This window comes from Mesorhizobium sp. M0052 (assembly GCF_040323255.1).
Lineage (GTDB): Bacteria > Pseudomonadota > Alphaproteobacteria > Rhizobiales > Rhizobiaceae > Mesorhizobium.
On the sequence record NZ_JAMYUS010000019.1, the window covers coordinates 50112 to 74064 of the forward strand.

Genomic DNA, 23953 nt, shown 5'->3' on the forward strand with positions numbered 1-23953 from the left:
AAGGAGAACCCCGCATGGACCAGATCGCCAACCCCGCCCCCGGCTTTCAGAGCAATCCCGGCAAGGTCATCACCGTCGAACCCTATCGCGGTACCGTGGTCGTGCGTGCCGGCGATACGGTGATCGCCTCATCGACGCGGGCGAAGCTTCTGTCCGAACCGCCCTACCGCCAGGCATTCTACATCCCCTTCGAAGACATCGACTTCACCCAGCTCGGCAAAACCACCCTGTCGACCCACTGCCCCTACAAGGGCGACGCCAGCTACTGGAGCGTGCTGCCGGCCGGTGAGACCGGCAAGGACGCGATGTGGGGCTATGAGCAGCCCTTCGACGAAATGGCTGAGATTCGCGACCACGGCGCGTTTTATCCCGACAGGGTCACTATCGAAGCAGCACCGGCCTGAGCAAGCGACTCAAGCCGCCGTTGCTCGCTTCGTCATCCCAGGGTCTTCGCGACGGAGCTTCGCTCCTGTTTCATCCTGGGATGACGACGTTTAGAGGCCTCGGCTAATCTCAAACGTCGGCGACGTTAGTCCAAAGGCGATGAAACTGCCTGCCGCCGCCCAATCCTAATCAGTCGTCCCGTCGTTGCCGACACCGTCGGCGTCATCCAGCCGCACGAACATCAGCCCCTTGGCCTTCAGCGCGAGCAGACCTTGCACGACGCCCTCGCCGGCGGCGTGGGTCGGCTGGTTGATGTGGGCGATGATGACATCGCCATCCTTGGCGGCGGCGATGCGCCGGGCAGTTTCTGTTGCGCCGAGCAACGAGCCGCCATCGCCGTTGATCGAAAAGCCGGCGACCTTGAAGCCAAGCTTGCGGATCATGGCGATAGCCGACGGGCTGTATTCGGCGGTCGCGCCGCGAAACCATTTCGGCGCCGGCTCGCCGGTGCCAGCGAGAGCGGCGGCGCCCGATTCGACTTCGGCCCGCACCGCTTCTGGGCTGCCGGCGCTGCGGATGCCGTAGATCTTGCGCGGCGTGTCAACGGCCGGGATGTGATGGCCGCCATGGTTTTCCAGTTCGAACAGGTCCGGATGCGCGCGCATGATCTCGACGGCGGCGGCGTTGCGCTTCAGCCAGATACCGGTGACGAAGATCGTCGCCGGAATCCGGTTCTCCACCAGCGCCGACAGGATCCTCGTATCGGTCTGCCCGCCGCAGGCGTCGAGCGTAAGCGCGACGCGGCCGACACTGCTACCGTCCTCAGCCTTCAGATGCAGCGCCGGCTCGACAAGCGGCGCGGCCTGGGCCGAGGACACGGCCACGATAGATAGCGCCAAGGCGCAAAACAGCTTTTGCAAGGGATGCCTGTCTTGTCTGAGAATCGGCGCTGTCATAGCCGCATCCCAGGACCCGCAACAAGGCGGAAATCGGGATAGTGGCCGTGAGAAAGCTGATATCCAGACAATGTGACCGCCGCGCACCGTCAGACGGCGTGTTCCAGTTCCACATGCGTGCGTGACAGGACTTCGCGCACGGCCGCGACGACCGGTTCGACCTCGAGGCGCCAGACGCAGCAGGCCTTGCTGGGATCGAGCGGATTGCACAGGCTGCCCGCCACGCAATTGCACGGCATGGATGGCTGCAAGGCGAGGCTGGGCACGCCGACCGGTCCCCAGACGGCCGGGCTGGTCAGGCCGAACAGGCCGACAACCGGCGTTCCGGCCGCTGCTGCCATGTGCATGGGGCCGCTCTCATTGCCGACAAACAGCCGCGCCTGCTGCAACACCGCCAGCAGCGTTTCCAGCGACAGCGCGCCGACGAGGTTGACGATCGACGCGGCACTGGCGAGGATCTGCTCGGCCGGCTTGCGCTCGTCAGGGCCGCCGACGAGTACGAAATCCAGTCCGGTTTCGCGCGAAATCGTGTCGATCACGGCGGCAAAGCGTTCATGCTGCCAGCGCCGGCCGTGAAAACTGGCGCCGGCATGCACCGCGATAAAGCCATTTGGCCGCAGATGGTGTTTGTCCAGCAATGCCTGGGCCCTCGCCGTCTCCATCGGCAATGGCCGAATCGACGGCACCCGCACGCGCAGACCGACGCCGAGCGGCTCGAGCGGCGAAAGGTAGCGGTAGAGATAGTGACGTTCGCCAAAACCGAACGGCTCGGCAAAGACATTGGCGGGCTGGCGCTCATGCCAGCGCAGCGGCCTTTCCGGAGGATTGTAGCCGATGCGGGTGCTGGCGTTGAGGAACCTGACGATGAGCCGCGATGTCTTTGAATCGGTGAGGTCGATGGTCAGGTCGAAACGGAATTGGCGCAGCTGGCTGATCATCGAATAGAGCTCGCGTCCACGCTCCAGCGGGGTGCCGCGCATGGCGGCGCGGCGGAAGCTGACGACCTCGGCGGCGATGCCGTGCGCGGTGACGAAACTGGCGAGGCGCGCCTCGCAGAGAAAGACGATCCTGACACCGGGATATTCGAGCTGCAGGTTCTTGGCGAGCGTGGAGGACAGAACAACATCGCCGATGAACTTGGTCTGGATAATCAGGATCGAGCGGAAGGGTCTGGGCGAAATCTGTAACATCTTTTTCTCGGCACCGGGCGGGTTGGGGGGCCGTGAAATTGGGAAGAAACGATGTCGGGATTGCGTGTTGGGGCGCGCACATCAGCGTGAATTTGCTTACAAAATCGTAAGCTTAGCGCCAAACGGCCACGCAGGGGTGGCCGTTTCATCGATACCGAAAGGACTATGTCGAAATCAGGATGCCGCGGCGCTCTTTTTGGGGCGCGGCACTGCTGTTTTGGCAATCTGCACCGCGGCTTGGGCTGCGGCCAATCTTGCGATCGGCACGCGGTAGGGAGAGCACGAGACATAGTCGAGGCCGACCTCTTCGCAGAAGCGGATCGAGGCCGGATCGCCGCCATGTTCGCCGCATATGCCGAGCTTGATGTCGGGCCGCGTCGCCCTGCCCTTCTCGGCAGCCATGCGCACCAGTTCGCCGACGCCCTCGATGTCGAGCGAGACGAACGGGTCCTGCTCGATGATACCTTTCTGCCGATAGGTCTCGAGGAAGGATGCTGCGTCGTCGCGCGAGATGCCGAAAGTGGTCTGGGTGAGATCGTTGGTGCCGAAGGAGAAGAACTCGGCCGTAGCGGCGATGACGTGGGCGCGGATCGCCGCGCGCGGAAGCTCGATCATCGTGCCGGTGAGATAGTCGATCTTGACGCCGGTCTCGTCCATGACAGCCTTGGCGACCGCATCGATGCGCGCCTTGACGTAGTCGAGCTCCTTCACCAGGCCGACCAGCGGCACCATGATCTCGGGAACGACCAGCGCGCCGGCTTTCTTGCCGGCCTCGACGGCTGCCTCGAAGATGGCACGCGCCTGCATCTCGGCAATCTCGGGATAGGAGACGGCGAGACGGCAGCCGCGATGGCCGAGCATCGGGTTGAACTCGTGCAGGGCTTCTGTGCGCTGCCTGAGCTTGTCGGGCGAGACGTTCATGGCGGCGGCGACCTCCGCCACCTCCGCTTCCGTCTTGGGCAGGAATTCGTGCAGCGGCGGATCGAGCAGCCGGATCGTCACCGGCAGGCCGGCCATAATCTCGAACAGTTCGAGGAAATCCGAGCGCTGCATCGGCAACAGCTTGGCAAGTGCGGTGCGGCGGTCCTTCTCGGTATCGGCCAGGATCATCTCGCGCATAGCGACGATACGCTCGCCGTCGAAGAACATGTGCTCGGTGCGGCAGAGGCCGATGCCTTCGGCGCCGAAGGAGCGCGCCATGCGCGCATCGAGCGGCGTCTCGGCATTGGTGCGCACCTTCATGCGGCGCACCGCATCGGCCCATTCCATGATGGCGGCGAAATCGCCCGACAGTTCCGGCTGCAGCATCGACACGGCGCCCTTCAGCACCTGGCCGTTGCTACCATCGATGGTGATGATGTCGCCCTTGCGGAAGGTCTGGCCCATCGACATCAGCGTGCCGGCCTTGTAGTCGACACGCAGCGAGCCGGCGCCCGAAACGCAAGGCTTGCCCATGCCGCGCGCGACCACGGCGGCGTGGCTGGTCATGCCGCCGCGCGTGGTCAGGATGCCTTCTGAAGCATGCATGCCGTGAATGTCTTCGGGGCTGGTTTCGATGCGCACCAGGATTGCCTTGCGACCTTGCGTCTTCAGATCCTCGGCATCGGCGGACGAGAAGACGATCTCGCCGGTCGCGGCGCCCGGAGAAGCCGGCAGGCCGACGCCGATGACATCGCGCGCGGCCTTGGGGTCGATGGTAGGATGCAACAGCTGATCGAGCGAGGCGGGATCGATGCGGGCGACCGCCTCCTCCGTCGTGATCAGCTTGTCGCGCGCCATTTCGACGGCAATCTTCAGCGCCGCCTTGGCGGTGCGCTTGCCGGAACGCGTCTGCAGCATCCACAATTTGCCGCGCTCGATGGTGAATTCGAGATCCTGCATGTCGCGGTAGTGCTGTTCCAGGCGGTCGGAGATGTCGACGAAGGACCGGAACGCGTCCGGCATCAGTTTCTGCAGCGACGGCTTGTCGGAGCCGGCGGCGATGCGCGCCGCCTCGGTGATGTTTTGCGGCGTGCGGATGCCGGCTACGACATCCTCGCCCTGCGCGTTCACCAGGAATTCGCCATAGAGCATCTTTTCGCCGGTCGAGGGGTTGCGCGTGAAGGCGACGCCGGTGGCCGACGTCTCGCCCATGTTGCCGAATACCATGGCCTGGACATTGACCGCCGTGCCCCAGCTTTCCGGGATGTCGTGCAGGCGCCGGTAGGTGATGGCGCGGTTGTTCATCCAGCTGGAAAACACCGCGCCGATCGCCCCCCACAGCTGCTCGTGCGGGTCCTGCGGAAACGGCTTGTCGAGTTCCTCCTCGACCTTGGCCTTGTAAAGGGCGATGACGCTCTGCCATTCCTGCGCTGTCAGTTCGGTGTCGAGCTCGTGGCCGAGGCTCGCCTTCTGGTCCTCCAGGATTTCCTCGAACACTTCGTGGTCGAGACCCATGACGACATCGGAATACATCTGAATGAAGCGGCGGTAGCTGTCATAGGCAAAGCGGGCATCGCCGGAATCGGCTGCCAACGCCTCGACCGTCTCGTCATTGAGGCCGAGATTGAGCACGGTGTCCATCATGCCCGGCATCGAGGCCCTGGCCCCGGAGCGGACCGAGACCAGAAGCAGCTTCGACGGATCGCCGAAACGGCGCCCCGTCAGCTGCCCGATATGGTCCAGCGCCTTGACGACATCGGCCTGCAACGCGGCCGGATAGCTGTTTCCGTTGGCGTAATAGGCGTTGCAGACTTCGGTGGTGAGGGTGAAGCCCGGCGGCACGGGCAGGCCAAGACTGCACATCTCGGCCAGATTGGCGCCTTTGCCGCCGAGAAGGTTGCGGTCGCCCGCACGTCCCTCCGCGGCGCCATCGCCGAAGGTGTAGACCCATTTGGTCATGCTCGCCCTCCAAGTCCTCGGAAGATAGAACACCGGGGCCAAGACCCGGTTCCCCCGCGTTCCGACCCGAGCGTTATTATGCTGCAGTGCGAAAGGCAAGGTGTGGCAGCGAAGCCCGGCGACTACAATCGATTAAGCAAAAGCTGCGTCGAAAAGACTTGCCGGATCGCTGCCCAGGATATAGAACATATAGGGAACAAGTTGGGAGCAGCGTGATGAAACTCAACGGAAAACTCGACTATCTCGAACTGCCCGCGACCGGCGCGACGCTGGACAGCGTCAAGGCTTTCTACAGCGCCGCCTTCTCGTGGTCGTTCACCGATTACGGGCCGACCTATTCGGCCTTCGGCGAAGGGCTCGATGGCGGCTTCCAGGCCGATGCAGCGGAGGCGCCGGCGAAACCATTGCCGGTGCTCTATTCGCAGGATCTGGAAGCAACGCTCGACGTTGTCGAAAGCGCCGGCGGCACGATCGTCAAGCCGATATTCTCGTTCCCGGGCGGCAGGCGGTTCCATTTCACCGATCCCGCTGGCAACGAGTTGGCGGTCTGGGGCGAATAGCGCGTCCCCGCGCCAAGCAGTGGATCAGTTTTGCACAGTGGCCAACTCGGCATTGAGCTTTCGTGCCGCTCGTCCTATAAGGCCGCGCGCAACGGGCAAAGCTCGCTTGCTGGGGCGTCGCCAAGTGGTAAGGCATCGGTTTTTGGTACCGACATTCCCAGGTTCGAATCCTGGCGCCCCAGCCATCCCTGTTCGTCGGTGTTCAAGCACTTAGAAATTACGAATTCTAAGTGTTACACCCAAGCGGATAATCGACATGGCATCCGGCCTGTGGGAATCGTTCTACCCGCGCCGTGTATGGGTTGCGGTTGGCCGACATTTGGGGAAACTTTAAAAGCATCAAAGTTAAGAGGAAAAGACGAATGCGCGCTGTTGCGGTTGTGCCGTTTCTGGCCGTAGTGACTTCCTTGGTGGGCTGCACAACAGACCAGGGCAATGCCGGTCAACAGTCAGAAAACAAGCGCCAATGTGCCGGGTTTGGTTTTCAGGAAGGCACCGATGCCTTTGCCAACTGCATGATGCAGCTTTCCCTGAAGCAGAAAGACCAACAGCCGCCCGACCACGATGCGCTGTTGCGCCAATACAAGTCCCTTAGCATGCGCCGCCAGGGTGACGATCGTTATCCGGTATGTAGCGCCGCCGACATGGGAAATGAACTCGACACCTCGATGAACAAATGGGTCGGCCCGAACTGCCAGATTGCGCCAGACTAGCAGACTTAACCTGCAACTTGATGAGCGGGCGCAATTCGGCTGGACGAAATTTCGAAAGCTCCAGGAGCCCCAGCCAATTTACATGAAATAAAATTTACCGACGCCATGGATGGCTGCCGTCATGAGTATCTAAGTCCCACGCGACCCCGACTCCGTCGACAGAGCCGGGGCCGGGCCGTGCGGAGAGGATCAGTAATCGTTGTCGTCCTGGATGACGACGGGATGATGCCGATGATGTCGATAATAGCGATGATGGCTGCGCTCGATCGAGCCGGTCACGATGACCGTATCCCGGCGATGATGTCTGCGGCCGTGGTCGTAGAAGGCAACCGTGCCGTGTCTGCGGTGATGAAGGCGTTGACCCTGGTCATTGATGACCTTTACGCTCCTGTGATGATGTCGATGGTGGGTCGTGATGACCACGTCAGCTTCGGCTGCCGGAGCTATCGTCGGCATGGCAATGAACAGCGCCAAGGCGCTCACGATCATTGTTTTCATTGTAATATCTCCACCTGCTAATTATCCCTTCGCGGGGATAACCGCGTCCCATCCCTTTGGTTCCGAGTAGCGTCGTCGGTCCACGGGCGCGATCAGTGACGGCTGCTCCCGTGCAACACGGCGTATCGAAAGAAGAAGTTGCGACAGCAGCTCCTGTTGGCAACTTCTGGTAAAGGCGCTCTTTCAAGCCGACCACCAGGGTTACGCCACTCGACAAAGGAGCGCTGCACAGGACCCTTCTATGTCGTCGCGTTCGATCTCCTGATCTGTGACGGGAAACACTTGTCTTGCGAGGAGGACTGTCGGCACAACTTTTCAGATTTACGAGAATACGACCAATCAGGCCATCTTAGATCGCCTAAGTCGGGCCGTCTCAGATCCCGTAAGAAAGTGCAAGGTAAACCACCGGCGCCAAGATCAGCAGAACCGCGATTCCGATAACCACTGCGATTGCCAGGCGCTCTGTTCGCCTGACAAGCTCAGCGACCTTGTCGTCGTCAGCCGATGGTATGAGGTCAAGAACGGAAGAAACTTCCGCAGGACTGTCGTTGTCGTTTGCGGGTCGGGTTGCGCCGTCACGCACAGATCTCTGGACAAAGGTCACTGTTAGCCTCGCTATTGAAACGCACGCCGTTGGCGGTGTCACGACAATCGGGTGCCCGCTAACCTCTCAGGAATGGCGGGCACCCGATTGACCACCGATGAAGGGACTCATGCTCGGCAGCCCGGTTCCAATGTATCGGGAGGGCATAGGTTGCCCGCCTTCGGGCCTATGGCTCCGACGTCAGGACTTCAGTCATACCCTGTTCGGACCTTGGTCTGGCAATCGACGAAGCAATGGCCGCCATTTTGTTTCGACGCAGAAAATGCGGGAACATTAGTAGGCTCTTACGAGTTCACTCCCAGCAACTAGTTCGGGAGAGATACGGTGAACAACATAATCTGGCTCATCGGAGCAGTCGTTATCGTGATTGCGATACTGAGCTTCCTGGGCTTCCGATAAACGTGGCAGCTGAATTGCTGTCGGAGCCTATTGCCATCTGCGCCTTGTAGGCATCGCTTTCGCGTTGGCCGGCGCTTTGCATGTGGGCTTTGGCGTTCGCTCTCAGGTGGCGCTTAAATTCCTTCTCTTCGAACCTTACAGAATGCGCGTCGCAAGCAGGTCGCAAGGGCGACGGTCCTGTTGCAACAGTCGGATCGAGGCCATCGCCGACGAAATCAACAAAGCATGCTGCGTCAGCTCGCCTCGCGCATCGCCTCGGCGGCCTGCAGATCGACCGAGACCAGTTGGCTGACGCCCTGCTCGGCCATGGTCACGCCGAACAGGCGGTTCATGCGCGCCATCGTGATCGGGTTGTGGGTGATGATGACGAAGCGCGTCTCGGTGGTCGCGGCCATTTCGTCCATAAGGTTGCAGAAGCGTTCGACATTGTGATCGTCGAGCGGCGCGTCGACTTCGTCGAGCACGCAGATCGGCGCCGGATTGGTCAGGAACACGGCAAAGATAAGCGACATCGCCGTCAGCGCCTGCTCGCCGCCGGACAGCAGCGTCATGGTCTGCGGCTTCTTGCCGGGCGGACGGGCCAGGATTTCGAGCCCGGCTTCGAGCGGGTCGTCGGATTCGATCAGCTGCAATTCGGCCGTGCCGCCACCGAACAGATGCGAGAACAGCCGCTGGAAATGGCCGTTGACCACCTCGAAAGCGGCAAGCAGCCGTTCGCGGCCTTCGCGGTTCAGGCTCTGGATCGCTTGCCTCAGTTTGCGGATTGCCTCGATGATGTCCTCGCGCTCGGAAACGATGGCCTCCAGCCGGTCCGACAGTTCCTTCTGCTCTTCCTCGGCGCGCAGATTGACGGCGCCGAGCCGCTCGCGCTCAACCTTCAGCCGGTCGAGCTGGCGCTCGATCTCGGCCATTTCGGGCATCGGGCTGTCGGCTTCCAGGCCAGTATGGCGAATGACCAGATGCGGCGGCGTGTTCAGCGTTTCCTGGATGCGCGCCTCGACCTCGAGCCGGCGCTCGTCGGCGGCGGTCAATCGCTCTTCGGCGCGGACGCGGGTTTCGCGGGAATCGGCCAGCGACTGGATCGCCGCGGTGGCGGCCTTGTCCAGCTCGGCCTGGTTGTTCTCGGCCTCCTGCAAACGGTCGGCGGCCGCCTTGCGCAAGGTCTCGGCCTCGGTCAGCTGCGACAGCAGCGCGCGCCGCCTGGCGTCGATCTCGTCGGGGGCGTCGGCCAGCGTTTCGCGCTCGGCCTCGGCCTCGGCCCTGCGCTCGCCCAGCGAGGCAATCTGCGTCGAGGCGTTTTCGGCCCGCTGCAACCAGTTGCTGCGCTCGGCGCCGATGGCGTCGAGCCGGCGCGTGCGCGCCTCGGCTTCGCGGCGCAGGCCTTCATGGACGGCGCGCGCGTCGGCCAAGGTTGCGCGATCGCGGCTGACATTGGCGGCGGATTGTTCAAGCTGCAATTGCAGGTCGCCGAGATCGGGGGCGTCCTGCAGCAGCATTTCGGCCTCGGCGAAGGCGGCGGCCGTTTCTTCATGGCTGTCGACGATTCGCGCGCGCGCCTCGTCCAGGGCGGCGCGGCGGCTTGCCAGCTCGCCACCGGCCTTTTCGGCCTCGGCCAGCGCGCTGCGGGCGGCGTCCAGGCCGTGCTGGGCATCGCGCCCGGCCTGGCGCGCATTGCGTTCGGCCTCGCTCGCCTGGCGGAGTGCCTGTTCGGCCTGGGCAAGGGCGGCTTCGGCCTCGCGCACGATCTGCGTCGCCTGTACCGCCTCGGCATCGAGCTCGGCCAGCCGGTTCTTCTGCGCCAGCCTTTGCGCGGCCGCGGTCGTTGCATCGGCGCTGGCGGTCAGCCCGTCCCAGCGCCACAGCGCGCCGTCACGGCTGACCAGCCGCTGGCCGGGGGCAAGCAGCGTCTGCAGGCGTTTGCCGTCGGCGGCATCGACGATGCCGATCTGCGCCAACCGGCGGGCAAGCTGCGAAGGCGCGCGCACCACGCTGGCGAGGCTCTTGATGCCTTCCGGCAAGGCCGCATCGCCTGGTTGAACCTGGCTTTCGCCCCAATGCACCGGCGCGCTGCGGTCGAGCGGCACGTCGAGGTCCTCACCAAGCGCAGCGCCAAGCGCCGTCTCATAGCCACGTTCGACGCTGAGCTGCTCAAGCACCGAGGGGAAAAGATCGCCGCTGGCGGCATTGAGGATCTTGGCCAGCGTGCGCGCTTCGGTCTCGATGCCGGCGAGCTCCGACCTGGCGTCCTGCAGCGGCGGACGAGCGGCACTCTCGGTGGCGCGCGCCTCGGCGACCGCCTGTTCGGCAGCAATGGCGCCGGCCTCCGCTTCCTCCAACCGGGCGAGCGCGTCCTCGACCAGAGCGCGCTTCTCGGCGGGATCGGGCAAGCCCGCAACCTTCGACACAATCTCGGACAATTCGCGGTCGACATCGGCCAGCTGGCGGGCAAAGCGATCGCGGCGTTCGGCGTTTTCGCGCAGCGTTCGTTCGATCTGATTGCGCGCGGCGGCGGCCTCGGCGCGTTCGGCGGTCAGCGCAGCGAGCTTGGCTTCGCTTGTGACAAGCGTTGCGCCGGCCTGCTCGAAAGCGGCCCGCGTCGTGGCCTCGCGCTCGGCGGCGCCGGCATTTTCGGAGTTGAGCGTGGCTTCTTCCTCGCGCAGGCGCTCAAGAATATCCGCATTGTCGCGGACCATGCGCTCCTCGCGGGCGATATCGCCGTCGAGCTGCTGCAGCCGGCGCTCCAGTTCGGCCTGGCGGGCGCGGATGCGGCCAGCCTCCTCCTCGATCTGAGCCTTGGCGATCGACAGGCGCTGGAAGGCGGCAGCCGCGGCGGCCTCGGCATCGCGCAGATCGGGCAGCCGGTGGGCGCCGATGCCTTGCTCACGGGCGGCAGCCATCTGGGCGGCGGCGCGGTCGCCGACCAGAGCTGTGGCAACCGCCAATGCCGAACGCGCATCGCCCTCCTGGGTTTTGGCCAAAGTCCAGCGCAGATGCAAGAGCGTGGCTTCCGCCTTGCGGATATCGGCCGACAGGTTCTTGAAGCGCGATGCCTGGCGCGCCTGGCGCTTAAGGCTTTCGATCTGGCTCTCCAGTTCGCCGACGACATCGTCCAGCCGTTCCAGATTTTGTTCGGCCGCCTTCAGCCGAAGCTCGGCCTCGTGACGGCGCGTGTGCAGGCCGGAAATGCCGGCGGCCTCTTCGAGCAGCGCGCGGCGCGCCTGCGGCTTGGCCTGGATCAGTTCGCCGATACGGCCCTGTCCGACCATGGAAGGCGAGCGCGCGCCGGTCGACTGGTCGGCGAACAGAAGCTGCACGTCCTTGGCGCGGGCTTCCTTGCCGTTGATGCGGTAGAGCGAGCCGGCTTCGCGCTCGATGCGGCGCGACACCTGCAATTCATCGGCGTCGTTGAAGGCGGCGGGCGCGGTCCGGTCGCTATTGTCGAGGAACAGCGTGACTTCGGCGGTGTTGCGGGCCGGGCGAGTTCCCGAGCCGGAAAAGATCACGTCGTCCATGCCGGACGCGCGCATGTTCTTGTATGAGCTTTCGCCCATCACCCAGCGCATCGCCTCGACAAGGTTCGACTTGCCGCAGCCATTCGGCCCGACAATGCCGGTCAGGCCACGTTCGATGACGAACTCGCCGGGTTCGACGAAGGACTTGAAGCCGAGGAGGCGAAGGCGCGAAAACTTCATTCGCGCCTGCCTGGAAGGCACAAAGGTGCGCTGACGCCGAAGCGCAGTCGCTCCGGCGCCGCCTGGACGTCAGAGCAGAGGGTCGATGATGGCCGATATTTCCTCAATCGACATCGCACCTTTGTAGGTTTTCCCGTTGATGAAGAAGGTCGGCGTCGAGTCGACCTTGAATTCATCGGCGCCGCGCTTCTGGACCGATCTCACATCGTCCAGAAGTTTCTGGTCCGTCAAGCAGGCCTCGAAGGACTCCTGTGTAAAACCGGCGAGCTTGGAGATCTGCAGCAGCGCATCCTTGGTATTGTTGACGCCGACCCAGTTGGCCTGCTGCTTGAACAGCACGTCGACCATCGGGAAATAATTGTCCTTCGAACAGCGCGCCAGCATGAAACCGGCCTCGGCGCTCGGATCGAACGGGAATTCGCGCAGGATGTAACGCGCCTTGCCGGTGTCGATGTACTTGGTCTTCAACTCAGGGAAGGTGGTCGCGGCGAAATGCGCACAATGCGGGCAGGTCATCGAGGCATATTCGACGATGGTGACCTTGGCGTCATCCTTGCCGAGCTGCTTGTCGGGCAAAGCGCCGGGCTTCAGCAGTTCGGCCATGTCGACATTGCCGGAAGACTCCGGGACCTTGACGGCGGCCGGAGTGGCAGGCGTCGAAGCAGGCGCGGGAGCCGCAGGCTTCACATCCGCTGCTTTGGCATCCTCGCCTGAATCGCTGCATGCGGCGAGCATAGCCACTGCCGGAATGACGGCCAGCGAAGACAGGAGGTTTCTGCGGGACAAGCTACGGTTCATGCGAATCACCTGACTGTGGTTTGATTTTGCAACGCAAAGGCTAGAAAAGGCGAGAGTTGGCGGGAATTAAGGCATCGCCGTCCCCATTCCAATCGCCAAACTCTACATGCAGGATCACGAATGCGCGAGATAGATGACGCGTTCATGACCGACTGATTGCCGGTTGATTACCTTGGCCGCTTCCTTTGGCCAAGAATTGTGGCGCCAAGACGCTCCAGCGAGGCGCGCAAGCCTTCATCCTCGATCTTGCCGACGGTATCGGACAATTTGGCCTTTTCGACAGAAGTCAGTGCTCTCGGCGACGGTTTCGGCCGGGCTTTGTCCCTCAGCACCGGCTTTTGCACGATCCGGATCCTGCCGATCGCGTTGAAGCCGAGAAAGGCATTGACGCGGTTGATGATCTCGCCGGTCTCGTGCTGTAGGTGCAGCGCGGCCATGCCTTCGCAGGCGATGACCAGCACCGCCGGCTCGAACGGATCGTCCTCATGCATGCGGCGCGGCCACTGGATTTTTTCGGGGCGCGAATGGCCGGCGAGCCTGGGGCCGGCGATCTCTTCCCATGACTGCACCAGCCCGATCGAAATGCCGGCCCGCTTGCGCAGCACGGGGTCGAGGATCGCGGTCGCGAGATCGCTCACCGGAACGGGATTGCCGTAAGGCGTTCTCCCTGCCATGTACGTTCTCCAGCCACGCTCCTCACCAGCCTAGAGCCAGCCCGCGATCAATGGCACTGCACGAACAGACCCGCAAGGCCGCATCCGAACCAACTCTATCGGGAGAGATCGCCGCGCGTCTGCTTGCCTGGTACGACGCGCACCATCGCGAACTGCCGTGGCGGATCACGCCGCACGCCACGGCCCGCGGTGCACGGCCGGACCCCTATCGCATCTGGCTGTCGGAGGTGATGCTGCAGCAGACCACGGTCGAAGCGGTAAAATCCTATTTTCGCGCCTTTGTCGAGAAATGGCCTGATGTGAAGGCGCTGGCGGCTGCGCCGGCCGAGGATGTGATGAAGGCCTGGGCCGGGCTCGGCTATTATTCACGGGCGCGCAACCTCAAGGCCTGCGCCGATCTGGTTGCGAGCCAGGGCGGCCGTTTTCCCGACAACGAAACGGGATTGAGGGAATTGCCGGGGATCGGCGCCTATACGGCGGCGGCGATCGCGGCGATCGCCTTCGACCGTCCGGCGGCGGTCGTCGACGGCAATGTCGAACGTGTCATCTCGCGGCTCTATTCGATCGCAACGCCGCTCAGCGAGGCAAAGCCTGAAATCCGCGCGCTCGTCGAAAGACTGGTTCCGCAGACAAGGCCGGGCGACTTCGCCCAGGCAATGATGGACCTTGGCGCCACGATCTGCACGCCAAGACGGCCGCGCTGCATGCTGTGCCCGGTGCGCGAGGATTGCAGCGCCATCCTGTCCGGCGACCCCGAGCGCTTTCCGGTCCGCCTGCCCAAGGTCGACAAACCACTCAGGCGGGGTGCCGCCTTCGTCGCCGAGCGCGGCGACGGCGCCATCCTGTTGCGCAAGCGGCCTGACAAGGGCCTGCTCGGCGGCATGACCGAGGTGCCGACCACAGATTGGACAGCCCGGATAGACGGCGCGACGACTGCCCAAGCAGCGCCCTTCCCTGCGGACTGGCGGCGCGCCGGAGAGATCGCGCATGTCTTCACCCATTTCGCGCTCGAGCTCGAAGTTTTTCACGCTCAAGTGAAAAGTGATGCGCCGGAAGGGCATTTCTGGTCGCTGGCCCATGACATTTCCGGAGAAGCGCTGCCGACCGTCATGAAAAAGGTCATCGAAGCAGCGATACCGGGCGCAACCAAAAAACACCGCCCGATTGACTAGCATTCGCTTTGAAAGGCCAGAAATGACTGAAATCCGCCATATCGTGTTCGACATCGGTCGCGTCTTGCTCCACTACGATCCGAACATTCCGTTCAGCCGCCTCATTCCCGATGCCGAAGAGCGCAAGTGGTTCTTCGACAATGTCTGCACGCATGACTGGAACATCGAGCAGGACCGTGGCCGGACGTGGGAAGAGGCGGAAGCGCTGCTGATCGCGGATTACCCGGGTCATGCTGAAAACATTCGCAATTTCCGACGCTATTGGAACGACATGGTGCCGCATGCCTATGACGACAGCGTCGCCATCATGCTCGGCCTGATCGAGAGCGGCCACGACGTGACCATGCTGACGAACTTCGCCGCCGACACGCTTGCCGAGGCAAGACTGCGCTTCGATTTCCTTAGCCGCCCGCGCGGCGTGACCGTGTCGGCCGATATCCGTGAGATCAAGCCCGACCGCGCCATCTACGACCATCACGTGGTCGCGTTCGGCCTGGAGCCCTCCGCCACGCTGTTCATCGACGACAGCCCCAGGAATGTCGACGGAGCCAGGGCGGCTGGCTGGAATGCTGTGCTGTTCACAGATGCAAAAACGCTCAAGGCGGACCTAGAGCGGTATGGCATCGCGGTGTGAGCCGCGCAGAGGCCGGAAGGTAGCGCTCTACGACTTTACACCCTGAGATCAAGCCCCTGCCCGTTCCATGCCGAGCCTGGCGATGCGGCGCAGTTCGTCGATCGGGGTCAGGCCGCCCGAGCGCTCATAGTGCCAGAAGGTCCAGCCATTGCAGGCGTCCAGGCCCTGCACTTCGGCGCCGATCTTGTGGATCGAGCCGGCGCTGTCACCGATGGCAACCGTGCCGTCCGCGCGTACCTTGGCCGACCAGCGCTTCTTGGCATCGTAAAGCGTGGCGCCGGGCTGCATAAGCCCGGTATCGATGAGGCTGACAAAGGCGACGCGCGGCTCGGCGCGCTTGCCGGTGAGCACGGTGAGATCGGCGGTTTCCAGCGGCCGCACGGCATCGATGCGCTCATTGGCGGCGTCGATATAGGCCTGCTCGCGCTCGATGCCGACGAAATGGCGGCCAAGCCGCTTGGCCACGGCGCCGGTTGTGCCGGATCCGAAGAACGGGTCGAGCACGATGTCGCCCGGCTTGGTCGAGGCCATCATGATGCGGGCGAGCAGCGCTTCCGGCTTCTGCGTCGGATGCAGCTTGTCGCCATTGTCGTTCTTCAGCCGCTCGCCGCCAGTGCAGATCGGGAACAGCCAGTCGGAGCGCATCTGGATGTCGTCGTTCGATGCCTTCATGGCTTCGTAGTTGAAGGTATAGCCCTTGCCCTTCTGGTCGCGCGAGGCCCAGATCATGGTCTCATGCGCGTTCTGGAAGCGGCGACCGCGGAAATTAGGCATTGGGTTGGTCTTGCGCCAGACGACATCGTTGAGGATCCAGAAGCCGAGATCCTGCATCTTGGCGCCGACGCGGAAGATGTTGTGGTAGGAGCCGATGACCCAGATGGTGCCATTGGGCTTCAGCACGCGGCGTGCCGCCAGGAGCCAGGCGCGGGTGAAGGCGTCATAGGCCTCGAAACTCTCGAACTGGTCCCAGTCATCGTCGACGGCGTCGACCTTGGACTGGTCGGGCCGGTGCAAATCGCCGTCGAGTTGCAGATTGTAAGGCGGATCGGCGAAGATGACGTCGATGGATTTTTCCGGCAGCCGGTCGAGCGCGGCGACACAATCGCCCTTGAGGATCGTGTCCAGCCACTCGGATTGCTGGGGGGCGTGGGAGAGGTCGGCGAGAAGACGCACGGCAGACATTTTTACACCCAAGGCACGCGTTACTGTTTACTCCCCGTTATGGTTACCGATCAGCGTAAATATTCGGTGAAGGACGCAACGGTCCAGGCAGCCCTGACGTCGTCAATTTGCGCAGCCCGGCCCGTTGGTGTATGTCGCGCCGCTTGAGCCTTGCCGGGCCTCCATCACCCTCCCTCGTTCGGATTGCCATGCCCCAGCCAGATCTTGTCATCTTCGATTGCGACGGCGTGCTCGTCGATTCCGAAATCATCGCAGCCCGCGTCGAGGCCGAATTGCTGACCTTGGCCGGATATGAAATCTCGGCTGAGGAATACGCCGAAACCTATGCCGGACTGACCTTCAAGGACATCATGATGCGGGTCGAGCAAAAATCCGCCATCCCGTTCCAGGCCTCGATGATCGACCGGGCCGAAGAGCTGGTCGACCGCAAACTGCGCAGCGACGTGCGCGCCATCGACGGCGTGCGCGAGGCGGTCGCCGCGGTCACCGCGCCGCGCTGCGTCTGCTCGAACTCACGCTTGGAGCGGATCGAGTTCATGCTCGAGAAAGTGGGCCTGCTGCCGTTCTTCGCCGGCCGGATTTTTTCAGCGCTGGAAATACCAAGCAAGAAAACCAAGCCCGCGCCGGATGTGTTCCTGATCGCGGCGCAGCAACTCAACGCCAATCCGGCAAACACCTTCGTCATCGAGGATTCGGTGCACGGCGTCACCGGCGCCAGGGCCGCTGGCATGCGCGTGATCGGCTTCACCGGCGCCGCGCACAGCTATCCCGGCCATGCCGATGTGCTGACCGAAGCCGGCGCCGAAACCGTCATCCGCCGCTGGGCCGAACTGAAAAGTGTGGTTGCGGCTCTGTCGGAGTGGTCGGACGCCTGAACCGATCAGTCCTTGGCTTTGGCCGACTTAGCCGGTTTCTTCTTTGCCCTGTTGTAGGCAATCGCGGCGCGGACGAGCGCTTTCAGCGCATCCGCATCGATCACGTCGCCCTCCGACACATCGATGGCGCGCCACACCTTGCCGTTGAGCCCGTTGTTGAACAGCCTGTCGGGATCCGGCAGGCTGGCGCCGTGAGAAAAGGTCAGCTTCACCTTGTCCTTGTGAGCGTTGCCGACGGCGATCATGCCGTCGCGTGACCATACCGGGCTGCCCATCCACTTCCACTCCTCGATGATTTCCGGGTCGGCGTCGAGGATGGTCTTGCGCAGGCTGGCCAACGTCTTGCCCCGCCAATCGTCCAGCTCCCGGATTCGGGCATCTATCCGCTCGGAGGCAGAGGCGCCTCCCTCGTCCTTGCTCGACATGCTGATCTTCATGGTCTGCCTCCGTTCACATCTTCTCGCCGGGCAATCGGCTGGCCTGCTTCACCCAGGAGGCGAAGCGGGCTTCGTCGATCTCTTCGCCTTCATGGATGTCGAGATACCGCACTTCCTTTTGCCTGGAACGGCCGGGAGGCACAGGATCGAGCGACGTGCCGCGAAAGAAGGCGACTTTGACGTATCTGGTGAAGCAATGCAGGCTGAGGAACCAACCGTCGCCCTCGATGCCATAGAACGGTGAGTTCCACTTCACCGCCTTGTAGACGCCGGGGACGGCGCTGACGATAAGTGCGTCGATCCGGCGCCCGACATCGCTTTTCCAGCCCGGCATGGCAGCAATATACGCCTGCACCGGAGCGTCCCCATAGGCCTTCGGGATCTGCGGGTTGCCGCCCGAAAGCAGGACCGGCTTTTCCGGCTTGTCTGGGCCGGTTTTGCGACCTTCGATTTTCCCAGCGCCTTGGCCATGTCCTACCCTTGCGCGCCCTGCTCGCCACGCGATCTCGCGACGTAAGGCAGCACGAACATGTAGAGGCCGCTGAACAGCAGCAGGAATAGCGGCAGCAGCGGCGAATAGACCACCCAGGCCGGAGGTTGCCCGAACGCCATGGTGATGAAATTGGCTGCCACGGTCAGCGTGAAGATGATCGACAGCCAACGATGGGTTTGACGTATCCATTTGCTCAAGTTCATTGCAACTTCCTCTTGAAACCAGCGCCTACCAACGCGCCAGTTGGGTGATCTGGATGAGATTGCCGCAGCTGTCGTTGAGCTGGGCGATGGTCGAGCCGGTCACTTCTGTCGGCGCCATGGCGAACGCACCGCCGCGTCCCTTGATGCGCTCGTAATCACCCTTGACGTCGTCGGTGAACAGCATGAGCGCGGGCTGCCCCTGCTTGAAGATGGCCTGCTGGTAGGCCTTGGCGGCCGGGTTGTCGTTGAGCGCCAGCTGTAGCTCGGCTCCCTCGGGCTCATCGGGTGAGATGACGGTCAGCCAACGAAAAGCCCCATTGCTGAAGTCGGCCTTCACAGCAAAGCCCAGCACGTCGGTGTAGAAGCGCAGTGCGTTGTCCTGGTTGTCCACATAGACGCTGGTCAGCTTGATCTTCATCGATTTTCTCCTTTTTGCATTCGGTGCCCCGCGGTCAGGGCATGGCGCTGAAATTTGTGCCGGCAGGCCTCAATCCGGCTTCGCCAGAAGCTGCTCCAGCTTGGTGAGGAATTGCTGCCACCCGGCCCTGGCGCCGCCATAGGCCTGCTTCTGGCTCGGATGGAAGCCCGACTGCTCGACGCGCAGATGGGTCCCCGTGCTGGTGGGCGTGAGCGTGAACGTCACCACGCTCTTCAGATTGTAGGCGGCATCCTCATGGGCAAAATCCCAGCTGTAGGACAGCGTCCTGTTTTGCTCGATGGCCAGCACCTCGCAATCGAGCACGCCGCCCCAGTCGCCGCGAAGATTGAAACTGTGGCCGACGGCAAGCTTGAAATCGTTCTTCATGAGCCACTCCTCCATCAGATGCGGCTGCGTCAACGCGCGCCAGATCTTCTCCGCCGGCCACGATATGTCCCGCTCGACAACGACGGTGCGCAGTTCGGGATTGCTCACTGGTCCATCCTTTTCAGCAGGTTCTCGAGATCATCGAAGCGGCTCTCCCAGAATCCTGTCATTTGAACTGTCCAGTCGGTCAGCGGACCAAGTGCCTCGGGCTGCGCGCTGTAGTGGGTCTGGCGTCCGGCGTGGCGGTCACGCACCAGGCCGGCCAGCTTCAGGACGCCGAGATGCTTCGACACCGCCGGTTGCGAGACCCCGGACTGCGCCGTCAGCGCCCCCACGGTCTGCTCACCTTGGCGGCACAAGCGCTCGAAGATGGCCCGCCGGGTCGGGTCGGCAAGCGTTCTGAACAAAGTATCGTGGGCGTCCGGCATCGGGATCAATAACCTGCGAGCTATTGATTGACGTATAACCGCCGGGATATGGATGAGTCAAGTGCGCTGGCGGAATGGATCGAGATTAAAGCGCAGACGCGACCTGCCGCAGGCGCACGCCTGCAGGATTACGATCGGATCGTTTGGATCTTTCAAAGAGTTGACCGGCACCGTCGCAGCAGCGACGGCGCCCAGGCGCTTAGTTCGTCGCGGGAGCGCGCTTCTTTTTCTTGCCGGACTTCTTGTCCACCGCCGCCGGCGCGGTGTCGTCATAGCCGGCATAGACAGTGTAATCCCGGGCGGAGGGTTCGGGCACGACGACGTTGGGATCGGTGAACACGAACTGGGTGGCGGTCGAGGGATCGCTGACCTGGATCTGATAGGGGTGGATCTGCGAATAAAGCACGTCGGGGCCGTGCATGACGGCAATGCGGATCGGCATGGTGATGGTGCCGGGGGCGAACAGCGGTCCCGGCACGATCTTGCCGGCAACGCCAACCTTCATCGTCAACTGGCCGTTGGCACGGCTGCAATCGCGGCTCACATCGCTGATCGAGGCCTGGTAGATGATCTTGGCCGGATCCTTGTTCGGATCGACGATGGAGCCGTCAGGCGCCGTCTGCGCGGCGGCAGCGGCCTCGGCATCCTGTGTTGCATCAGCCTTTTTCTTTTTCGGCTGCGGCGCGCCCTTGGCGTAGGTATTGAAGTATGCGGTGCCATCGCGCACCGTCACTTTCGGGCAGTAGGCCTGCAACTGGCTGGCGAGAACCTTGGGATCCTGAGGCGGTATTGGCGCATTCGGGTCGGTCTTCTTGCCGAAACCGAGATTGAGGATGCCATTGTCGCTCGATTGGCAACCGGCGGCGGCAAGCATAAAGCCGGTTAGCGCCAGACCCGCGACAAAGCGACGGTTGAACTTATGAAACGCCATGAAACTGCACTTCCCTCTCGCAAAGTTGGTGACGTATAGCAACGCCACGGCAAAAATGCGACTGAGGCGGCTCGGAAAATTAACCAATTGCCGTGGATGAAACCGGCGGCAGCAATGGACCTTTGACGATGCGCTATGTGAGTACCCGCGGGGATGCGCCCGTGCTTGGATTTGCCGATGCGGTGCTGGCGGGGCTGGCCCGCGACGGCGGGCTTTATGTGCCGCAGACATGGCCGCAGTTTTCGGCAGCCGAGATCCGCGCCATGCGCGGCCTGCCCTATGCGGACCTCGCCATCCGCGTGCTGACGCCGTTCCTCGGCGGCGAGATCGCCGCACCCGTCTTCGAGCGCCTGGTGCGAGAAGCCTATGCCACCTTCCGCCACCGGGCCGTCTGCCCGCTGGTGCAGACCGGCGCCAACACGTTCATCCTCGAGCTCTTCCACGGTCCGACGCTGGCCTTCAAGGACGTTGCCATGCAGCTGCTTGCCCGGCTGATGGACCATGTACTGACTGAGCGCGGCCAGCGCGCCACCATCGTCGGCGCGACCTCGGGTGACACTGGCGGCGCCGCCATCGATGCCTTTGCCGGCCGCGACCGAACTGACATTTTCGTGATGTTCCCGCATGGCCGCGTCTCGCCGGTGCAGCAGCGGCAGATGACGACATCGACGGCCGCCAACGTCCAGGCGCTGGCGATCGAAGGCAATTTCGACGATTGCCAGGGCCTGCTGAAGGATATGTTCAACGATCATGGTTTTCGTGATCGCGTGTCGCTGTCGGGCGTCAATTCGATCAACTGGGCCCGCATCATGGCCCAGATCGTCTATTATTTTTCCTCGGCGCTTTCGCTCGGCGCGCCGGACAGGCCGGTCTCCTTTACCGTGCCGACCGGCAATTTCGGCGATATTTTCGCCGGTTACGCCGCCAAGAAGATGGGCCTGCCGATCGAGCGGCTGATCGTCGCCACCAACGACAACGACATATTGGCGCGCACTTTCGCGACCGGTGAATACCGCACCAAGGGTGTGTTTGCGACGACGTCGCCATCGATGGACATCCAGGTATCGTCGAACTTCGAGCGACTGCTGTTCGAGGCCTGCGACCGTAACGCAGAGACGGTGCGGCGTTACATGGCCGGCCTCAAGCAATCCGGCGCCTTCACCATCGAAACCGCGGAAATCGACCGGATGCGGTCCGAATTCGACGCCGGGCGCGCCGATATGGACGAGGTTGCAGCCACCATTCGCTCGACGCTCGAATCCAGCAATTATCTGCTCGATCCGCACACGGCCGCGGCCGTGCATGTCGCCGCCGGCCAGGCCGACGGTGCAGTGCCGATGGTGGTGCTGGGCACGGCGCACCCGGCCAAGTTTCCGGCCGCCGTCGAAGCCGCCTGCGGCGTGTGGCCGGCCCTGCCCGCATGGCTGGGGTCCTTGATGTCAGCCGACGAAAAGTACACGGTACTTCCATCCGACCTGAAAATGGTGGAAGATTACGTGAGCCGCCACTCAAGGGCAGCGCGTTAGGGAGTACTTGCCATATGGGTGTTGAGGTAAGCCGTCTGTCGAACGGCCTGACAGTCGCCACCGAAACCCTTCCAAGCCTCGAATCCGTTGCCCTTGGCGCCTGGGTCAAGTCCGGCGCCCGCAATGAGCGTGACGACGAGCACGGAATGGCCCATCTGCTCGAGCATATGGCCTTCAAGGGTACGAAAAGGCGGACGGCCTTCGAGATCGCCTCGGAAATCGAGGATGTCGGCGGCGAGATCAATGCCGCCACATCAGTCGAGACGACGTCCTATTACGCCAGGGTGCTGTCCGACGATGTGCCGCTGGCGGTGGATATCCTTGCCGATATCCTGCAGGAGTCCGAATTCGACCCAGAGGAACTGGAGCGCGAGCAGCATGTGATCCTGCAGGAGATCGGCGCCGCGCACGACACACCCGACGACATCGTCTTCGACCGTTTCACCGAGACCGCCTTCCGCCACCAGACGATCGGCCGCTCGATCCTCGGCACGCCGGAAACCGTCAAATCCTTCACCTCCAAACAGCTGCATGATTTCATCGAGCGCCAATATGGCGCCGAGAAGATGGTGATCGTGGCGGCAGGCGACATCAAGCATGACAATTTCGTGCGCGAGGTCGAAAAGCAGCTCGGCGGTTTCCGCAGCAAGTCCGACAGCACGATGCCGCAATATGCGCAGTATGTCGGCGGCGATTTCCGCGAGGATCGCGACCTGATGGACGCGCAGATCGTGCTCGGCTTCGAAGGCCGAGCCTATCATGTGCGCGATTTCTACGCTTCGCAGGTGCTGTCGATGATCCTCGGCGGCGGCATGTCGTCCCGGCTGTTCCAGGAGGTTCGCGAAAAGCGTGGCCTGTGCTATTCGGTCTATGCTTTCCACTGGGGTTTTTCCGATACCGGCATCTTCGGCGTTCATGCCGCGACCGGGCAGAGCGACATTGCCGAACTGGTTCCGGTCATTATCGACGAGCTGCAGAAGGCCGGCGAGAATATCCTTCAGGAAGAGCTCGACCGCGCCCGCGCGCAATACCGCGCCGGCCTGATCATGTCGGCTGAAAGCCCGGCCAGCCGCGCCTCGCAGATCGCCAGGCAGCTGCTTCTGTTCGGCCGGCCGATCGCCAAGGAGGAGTTGATGGAACGGCTGTCGGCGCTGACCGTCGAGCGGCTGACCGACCTTTCGTCCCGGCTGTTTTCGACCAAGCCGACGCTGACCGCGGTTGGACCGGTGGGTACGCTCGCGCCCTATGAGGCGATTCTCGATTCGCTTGCGGGCACGCACACCACGGCCCGCAAGCTCGCCGTCTAAGCCTTCAAGCGCCGGTGTTCGCGCTCCCTTTCTTTCGCCGTGACCTGCCGGCACTGAAAGGCGACCGGGTCATGCTGCGCGTGCCCTACACCAACGACTATCGCGAATGGTCGGCGGTGCGCGGCGAAAGCCGTGCCTTCCTCGAACCGTGGGAGCCGCGCTGGACGCCCGATGAACTCGACCGCACCGCCTGGCGGCTGCGCATCGGCCGCTACCGCGAAGACTATGCGCAGGGAACCGCCATCGCCTTCTTCATCTTCGAGAAGGCGAGCGGCAAGCTTGCAGGCGGCATTACACTCGGCAATATCCGCCACGGCGTCTCGCAAAGTGGCCATGTCGGGTACTGGATCGGAGAGCGGTTTGGCGGCCGCGGCCTGATGACCGACGCGGTCAAGGTGGTCTGCCGCTTCGCCTTCGATACGCTGAGGTTGCACCGGATCGAAGCTGCCTGTATTCCCGACAATATCCGGTCGATCCGCGTGCTTGAAAAAGCCGGATTCCGGCGCGAAGGACTTCTGCGATCCTACCTCAGGATCAACGGCATCTGGCAGGACCACTACCTCTACGCCCGGATCGCGGACGATCCGCCGGGCGCTGGAACGAAGGACTGAT

General features: G+C 62.9%; 24 protein-coding genes and 1 tRNA gene. 10 read left to right on the forward strand and 15 right to left on the reverse strand.

Going from position 1 to position 23953, the window contains the following annotated elements; translation table 11 throughout:
• The first annotated feature begins 14 nt into the window (after nucleotides 1-14).
• On the forward strand, nucleotides 15-404 hold the full coding sequence (locus tag NKJ77_RS23600; protein WP_023731365.1) for a DUF427 domain-containing protein: 390 nt from the start codon (nucleotides 15-17) through the stop codon (nucleotides 402-404).
• A gap of 165 nt (nucleotides 405-569) precedes the next feature.
• Here the strand turns inward: NKJ77_RS23600 and NKJ77_RS23605 are convergent, their stop codons facing one another.
• From NKJ77_RS23605 to ppdK, 3 genes are all read right to left on the reverse strand, one after another.
• The gene (locus NKJ77_RS23605; RefSeq protein WP_050589835.1) at nucleotides 570-1340 is read right to left on the reverse strand and encodes a polysaccharide deacetylase family protein; all 771 of its coding nucleotides are present in this window, start codon (nucleotides 1338-1340) and stop codon (nucleotides 570-572) included.
• A gap of 89 nt (nucleotides 1341-1429) precedes the next feature.
• A complete protein-coding gene (locus NKJ77_RS23610) occupies nucleotides 1430-2530 on the reverse strand; it encodes a glycosyltransferase family 9 protein (protein WP_023747534.1) in 1101 nt (366 codons plus the stop codon).
• Between the two features lie 174 nt (nucleotides 2531-2704).
• On the reverse strand, nucleotides 2705-5410 hold the full coding sequence (gene ppdK / locus NKJ77_RS23615) for a pyruvate, phosphate dikinase (RefSeq protein ID WP_023830279.1): 2706 nt from the start codon (nucleotides 5408-5410) through the stop codon (nucleotides 2705-2707).
• Between the two features lie 215 nt (nucleotides 5411-5625).
• On the opposite strand from ppdK, the gene NKJ77_RS23620 reads away from it, so the two are divergent.
• The 3 genes from NKJ77_RS23620 to NKJ77_RS23630 all read left to right on the forward strand — a co-directional run bounded on the left by NKJ77_RS23620 (nucleotide 5626) and on the right by NKJ77_RS23630 (nucleotide 6683).
• Nucleotides 5626-5970 carry a VOC family protein gene (locus NKJ77_RS23620; RefSeq protein WP_023670692.1) on the forward strand — a complete coding sequence of 115 codons (345 nt, stop codon included), beginning with the start codon at nucleotides 5626-5628 and terminating at the stop codon, nucleotides 5968-5970.
• 110 nt (nucleotides 5971-6080) lie between these two features.
• Nucleotides 6081-6155: transfer RNA gene (locus NKJ77_RS23625), tRNA-Gln, on the forward strand.
• Between the two features lie 177 nt (nucleotides 6156-6332).
• Nucleotides 6333-6683 (forward strand): hypothetical protein, encoded by a 351-nt coding sequence (locus tag NKJ77_RS23630; RefSeq protein WP_023819241.1) that lies wholly within the window; start codon nucleotides 6333-6335, stop codon nucleotides 6681-6683.
• Between the two features lie 189 nt (nucleotides 6684-6872).
• Here the strand turns inward: NKJ77_RS23630 and NKJ77_RS23635 are convergent, their stop codons facing one another.
• The 4 genes from NKJ77_RS23635 to NKJ77_RS23650 all read right to left on the reverse strand — a co-directional run bounded on the left by NKJ77_RS23635 (nucleotide 6873) and on the right by NKJ77_RS23650 (nucleotide 13348).
• On the reverse strand, nucleotides 6873-7181 hold the full coding sequence (locus NKJ77_RS23635) for a hypothetical protein (RefSeq protein WP_023670691.1): 309 nt from the start codon (nucleotides 7179-7181) through the stop codon (nucleotides 6873-6875).
• 1236 nt (nucleotides 7182-8417) lie between these two features.
• Nucleotides 8418-11876, reverse strand: coding sequence for a chromosome segregation protein SMC (gene smc, locus NKJ77_RS23640; RefSeq protein ID WP_352535841.1), 3459 nt, complete (start codon nucleotides 11874-11876; stop codon nucleotides 8418-8420).
• Nucleotides 11877-11945: 69 nt separating this feature from the next.
• Nucleotides 11946-12674: a DsbA family protein gene (locus NKJ77_RS23645; protein ID WP_023692056.1), complete on the reverse strand. Its 729-nt coding sequence runs from the start codon at nucleotides 12672-12674 to the stop codon at nucleotides 11946-11948.
• A 167-nt stretch (nucleotides 12675-12841) separates the two neighbouring features.
• Nucleotides 12842-13348 carry a DUF721 domain-containing protein gene (locus NKJ77_RS23650; RefSeq protein ID WP_023830281.1) on the reverse strand — a complete coding sequence of 169 codons (507 nt, stop codon included), beginning with the start codon at nucleotides 13346-13348 and terminating at the stop codon, nucleotides 12842-12844.
• Nucleotides 13349-13398: 50 nt separating this feature from the next.
• Between NKJ77_RS23650 and mutY the strand changes: the two genes are divergently transcribed.
• Together mutY and NKJ77_RS23660 are read left to right on the forward strand one after the other, a co-directional pair.
• A complete protein-coding gene (mutY, locus tag NKJ77_RS23655) occupies nucleotides 13399-14520 on the forward strand; it encodes an A/G-specific adenine glycosylase (protein ID WP_023830282.1) in 1122 nt (373 codons plus the stop codon).
• A 22-nt stretch (nucleotides 14521-14542) separates the two neighbouring features.
• On the forward strand, nucleotides 14543-15154 hold the full coding sequence (locus NKJ77_RS23660) for an HAD family hydrolase (protein WP_023830283.1): 612 nt from the start codon (nucleotides 14543-14545) through the stop codon (nucleotides 15152-15154).
• 48 nt (nucleotides 15155-15202) lie between these two features.
• On the opposite strand, the gene NKJ77_RS23665 is transcribed toward NKJ77_RS23660, so the two are convergent.
• Entirely contained in the window at nucleotides 15203-16336 is a 1134-nt protein-coding gene (locus tag NKJ77_RS23665; RefSeq protein ID WP_023668392.1) for a site-specific DNA-methyltransferase, read from the reverse strand.
• Between the two features lie 188 nt (nucleotides 16337-16524).
• On the opposite strand from NKJ77_RS23665, the gene NKJ77_RS23670 reads away from it, so the two are divergent.
• The gene (locus tag NKJ77_RS23670) at nucleotides 16525-17211 is read left to right on the forward strand and encodes an HAD family hydrolase (RefSeq protein ID WP_023706677.1); all 687 of its coding nucleotides are present in this window, start codon (nucleotides 16525-16527) and stop codon (nucleotides 17209-17211) included.
• 5 nt (nucleotides 17212-17216) lie between these two features.
• Here NKJ77_RS23670 and NKJ77_RS23675 read toward each other — a convergent pair whose 3' ends face one another.
• The 7 genes from NKJ77_RS23675 to NKJ77_RS23705 form a co-directional block, all read right to left on the reverse strand.
• Nucleotides 17217-17648, reverse strand: coding sequence for a DUF1801 domain-containing protein (locus NKJ77_RS23675; RefSeq protein ID WP_023816775.1), 432 nt, complete (start codon nucleotides 17646-17648; stop codon nucleotides 17217-17219).
• Nucleotides 17649-17661: 13 nt separating this feature from the next.
• Complete coding sequence (locus NKJ77_RS23680) at nucleotides 17662-18099, reverse strand: DUF1801 domain-containing protein (RefSeq protein ID WP_352535857.1); 438 nt, start codon at nucleotides 18097-18099, stop codon at nucleotides 17662-17664.
• A gap of 23 nt (nucleotides 18100-18122) precedes the next feature.
• A complete protein-coding gene (locus tag NKJ77_RS23685; RefSeq protein WP_023668396.1) occupies nucleotides 18123-18344 on the reverse strand; it encodes a hypothetical protein in 222 nt (73 codons plus the stop codon).
• Between the two features lie 25 nt (nucleotides 18345-18369).
• A complete protein-coding gene (locus NKJ77_RS23690) occupies nucleotides 18370-18762 on the reverse strand; it encodes a VOC family protein (protein ID WP_023687162.1) in 393 nt (130 codons plus the stop codon).
• A gap of 69 nt (nucleotides 18763-18831) precedes the next feature.
• Entirely contained in the window at nucleotides 18832-19257 is a 426-nt protein-coding gene (locus NKJ77_RS23695) for an SRPBCC family protein (RefSeq protein WP_352512886.1), read from the reverse strand.
• Complete coding sequence (locus tag NKJ77_RS23700; protein WP_023687160.1) at nucleotides 19254-19577, reverse strand: ArsR/SmtB family transcription factor; 324 nt, start codon at nucleotides 19575-19577, stop codon at nucleotides 19254-19256. The genes NKJ77_RS23695 and NKJ77_RS23700 overlap by 4 nt, the downstream gene beginning before the upstream one ends.
• 199 nt (nucleotides 19578-19776) lie before the next feature.
• Nucleotides 19777-20508 (reverse strand): hypothetical protein, encoded by a 732-nt coding sequence (locus tag NKJ77_RS23705; protein ID WP_023687159.1) that lies wholly within the window; start codon nucleotides 20506-20508, stop codon nucleotides 19777-19779.
• A 128-nt stretch (nucleotides 20509-20636) separates the two neighbouring features.
• Between NKJ77_RS23705 and thrC the strand changes: the two genes are divergently transcribed.
• Genes thrC through NKJ77_RS23720 form a run of 3 tightly spaced genes read left to right on the forward strand, consistent with a single transcriptional unit; the run spans nucleotide 20637 to nucleotide 23952 of the window.
• Nucleotides 20637-22034 carry a threonine synthase gene (thrC, locus tag NKJ77_RS23710; protein ID WP_023824238.1) on the forward strand — a complete coding sequence of 466 codons (1398 nt, stop codon included), beginning with the start codon at nucleotides 20637-20639 and terminating at the stop codon, nucleotides 22032-22034.
• A 14-nt stretch (nucleotides 22035-22048) separates the two neighbouring features.
• Nucleotides 22049-23341, forward strand: coding sequence for a M16 family metallopeptidase (locus NKJ77_RS23715; RefSeq protein WP_023668402.1), 1293 nt, complete (start codon nucleotides 22049-22051; stop codon nucleotides 23339-23341).
• A 14-nt stretch (nucleotides 23342-23355) separates the two neighbouring features.
• On the forward strand, nucleotides 23356-23952 hold the full coding sequence (locus NKJ77_RS23720) for a GNAT family N-acetyltransferase (protein ID WP_023698526.1): 597 nt from the start codon (nucleotides 23356-23358) through the stop codon (nucleotides 23950-23952).
• The last annotated feature ends 1 nt before the right edge of the window (nucleotide 23953 follow it).

Excerpts from the sequence above, each read along its gene's own strand:
- NKJ77_RS23665 (WP_023668392.1), bottom strand. The coding sequence starts at position 16,336 with ATGTCTGCCGTGCGTCTTCTCGCCGACCTCTCCCACGCCCCCCAGCAA.
- NKJ77_RS23630 (WP_023819241.1), top strand. The coding sequence starts at position 6,333 with ATGCGCGCTGTTGCGGTTGTGCCGTTTCTGGCCGTAGTGACTTCCTTG.
- NKJ77_RS23605 (WP_050589835.1), bottom strand. The coding sequence starts at position 1,340 with ATGACAGCGCCGATTCTCAGACAAGACAGGCATCCCTTGCAAAAGCTG.
- NKJ77_RS23715 (WP_023668402.1), top strand. The coding sequence starts at position 22,049 with ATGGGTGTTGAGGTAAGCCGTCTGTCGAACGGCCTGACAGTCGCCACC.
- NKJ77_RS23675 (WP_023816775.1), bottom strand. The coding sequence starts at position 17,648 with ATGAAGATCAGCATGTCGAGCAAGGACGAGGGAGGCGCCTCTGCCTCC.
- mutY (WP_023830282.1), top strand. The coding sequence starts at position 13,399 with ATGGCACTGCACGAACAGACCCGCAAGGCCGCATCCGAACCAACTCTA.
- NKJ77_RS23690 (WP_023687162.1), bottom strand. The coding sequence starts at position 18,762 with ATGAAGATCAAGCTGACCAGCGTCTATGTGGACAACCAGGACAACGCA.
- NKJ77_RS23700 (WP_023687160.1), bottom strand. The coding sequence starts at position 19,577 with ATGCCGGACGCCCACGATACTTTGTTCAGAACGCTTGCCGACCCGACC.
- NKJ77_RS23645 (WP_023692056.1), bottom strand. The coding sequence starts at position 12,674 with ATGAACCGTAGCTTGTCCCGCAGAAACCTCCTGTCTTCGCTGGCCGTC.
- thrC (WP_023824238.1), top strand. The coding sequence starts at position 20,637 with ATGCGCTATGTGAGTACCCGCGGGGATGCGCCCGTGCTTGGATTTGCC.
- NKJ77_RS23650 (WP_023830281.1), bottom strand. The coding sequence starts at position 13,348 with ATGGCAGGGAGAACGCCTTACGGCAATCCCGTTCCGGTGAGCGATCTC.
- NKJ77_RS23670 (WP_023706677.1), top strand. The coding sequence starts at position 16,525 with ATGCCCCAGCCAGATCTTGTCATCTTCGATTGCGACGGCGTGCTCGTC.
- ppdK (WP_023830279.1), bottom strand. The coding sequence starts at position 5,410 with ATGACCAAATGGGTCTACACCTTCGGCGATGGCGCCGCGGAGGGACGT.
- NKJ77_RS23620 (WP_023670692.1), top strand. The coding sequence starts at position 5,626 with ATGAAACTCAACGGAAAACTCGACTATCTCGAACTGCCCGCGACCGGC.
- NKJ77_RS23660 (WP_023830283.1), top strand. The coding sequence starts at position 14,543 with ATGACTGAAATCCGCCATATCGTGTTCGACATCGGTCGCGTCTTGCTC.
- NKJ77_RS23705 (WP_023687159.1), bottom strand. The coding sequence starts at position 20,508 with ATGGCGTTTCATAAGTTCAACCGTCGCTTTGTCGCGGGTCTGGCGCTA.
- NKJ77_RS23685 (WP_023668396.1), bottom strand. The coding sequence starts at position 18,344 with ATGAACTTGAGCAAATGGATACGTCAAACCCATCGTTGGCTGTCGATC.
- smc (WP_352535841.1), bottom strand. The coding sequence starts at position 11,876 with ATGAAGTTTTCGCGCCTTCGCCTCCTCGGCTTCAAGTCCTTCGTCGAA.
- NKJ77_RS23610 (WP_023747534.1), bottom strand. The coding sequence starts at position 2,530 with ATGTTACAGATTTCGCCCAGACCCTTCCGCTCGATCCTGATTATCCAG.
- NKJ77_RS23600 (WP_023731365.1), top strand. The coding sequence starts at position 15 with ATGGACCAGATCGCCAACCCCGCCCCCGGCTTTCAGAGCAATCCCGGC.
- NKJ77_RS23635 (WP_023670691.1), bottom strand. The coding sequence starts at position 7,181 with ATGAAAACAATGATCGTGAGCGCCTTGGCGCTGTTCATTGCCATGCCG.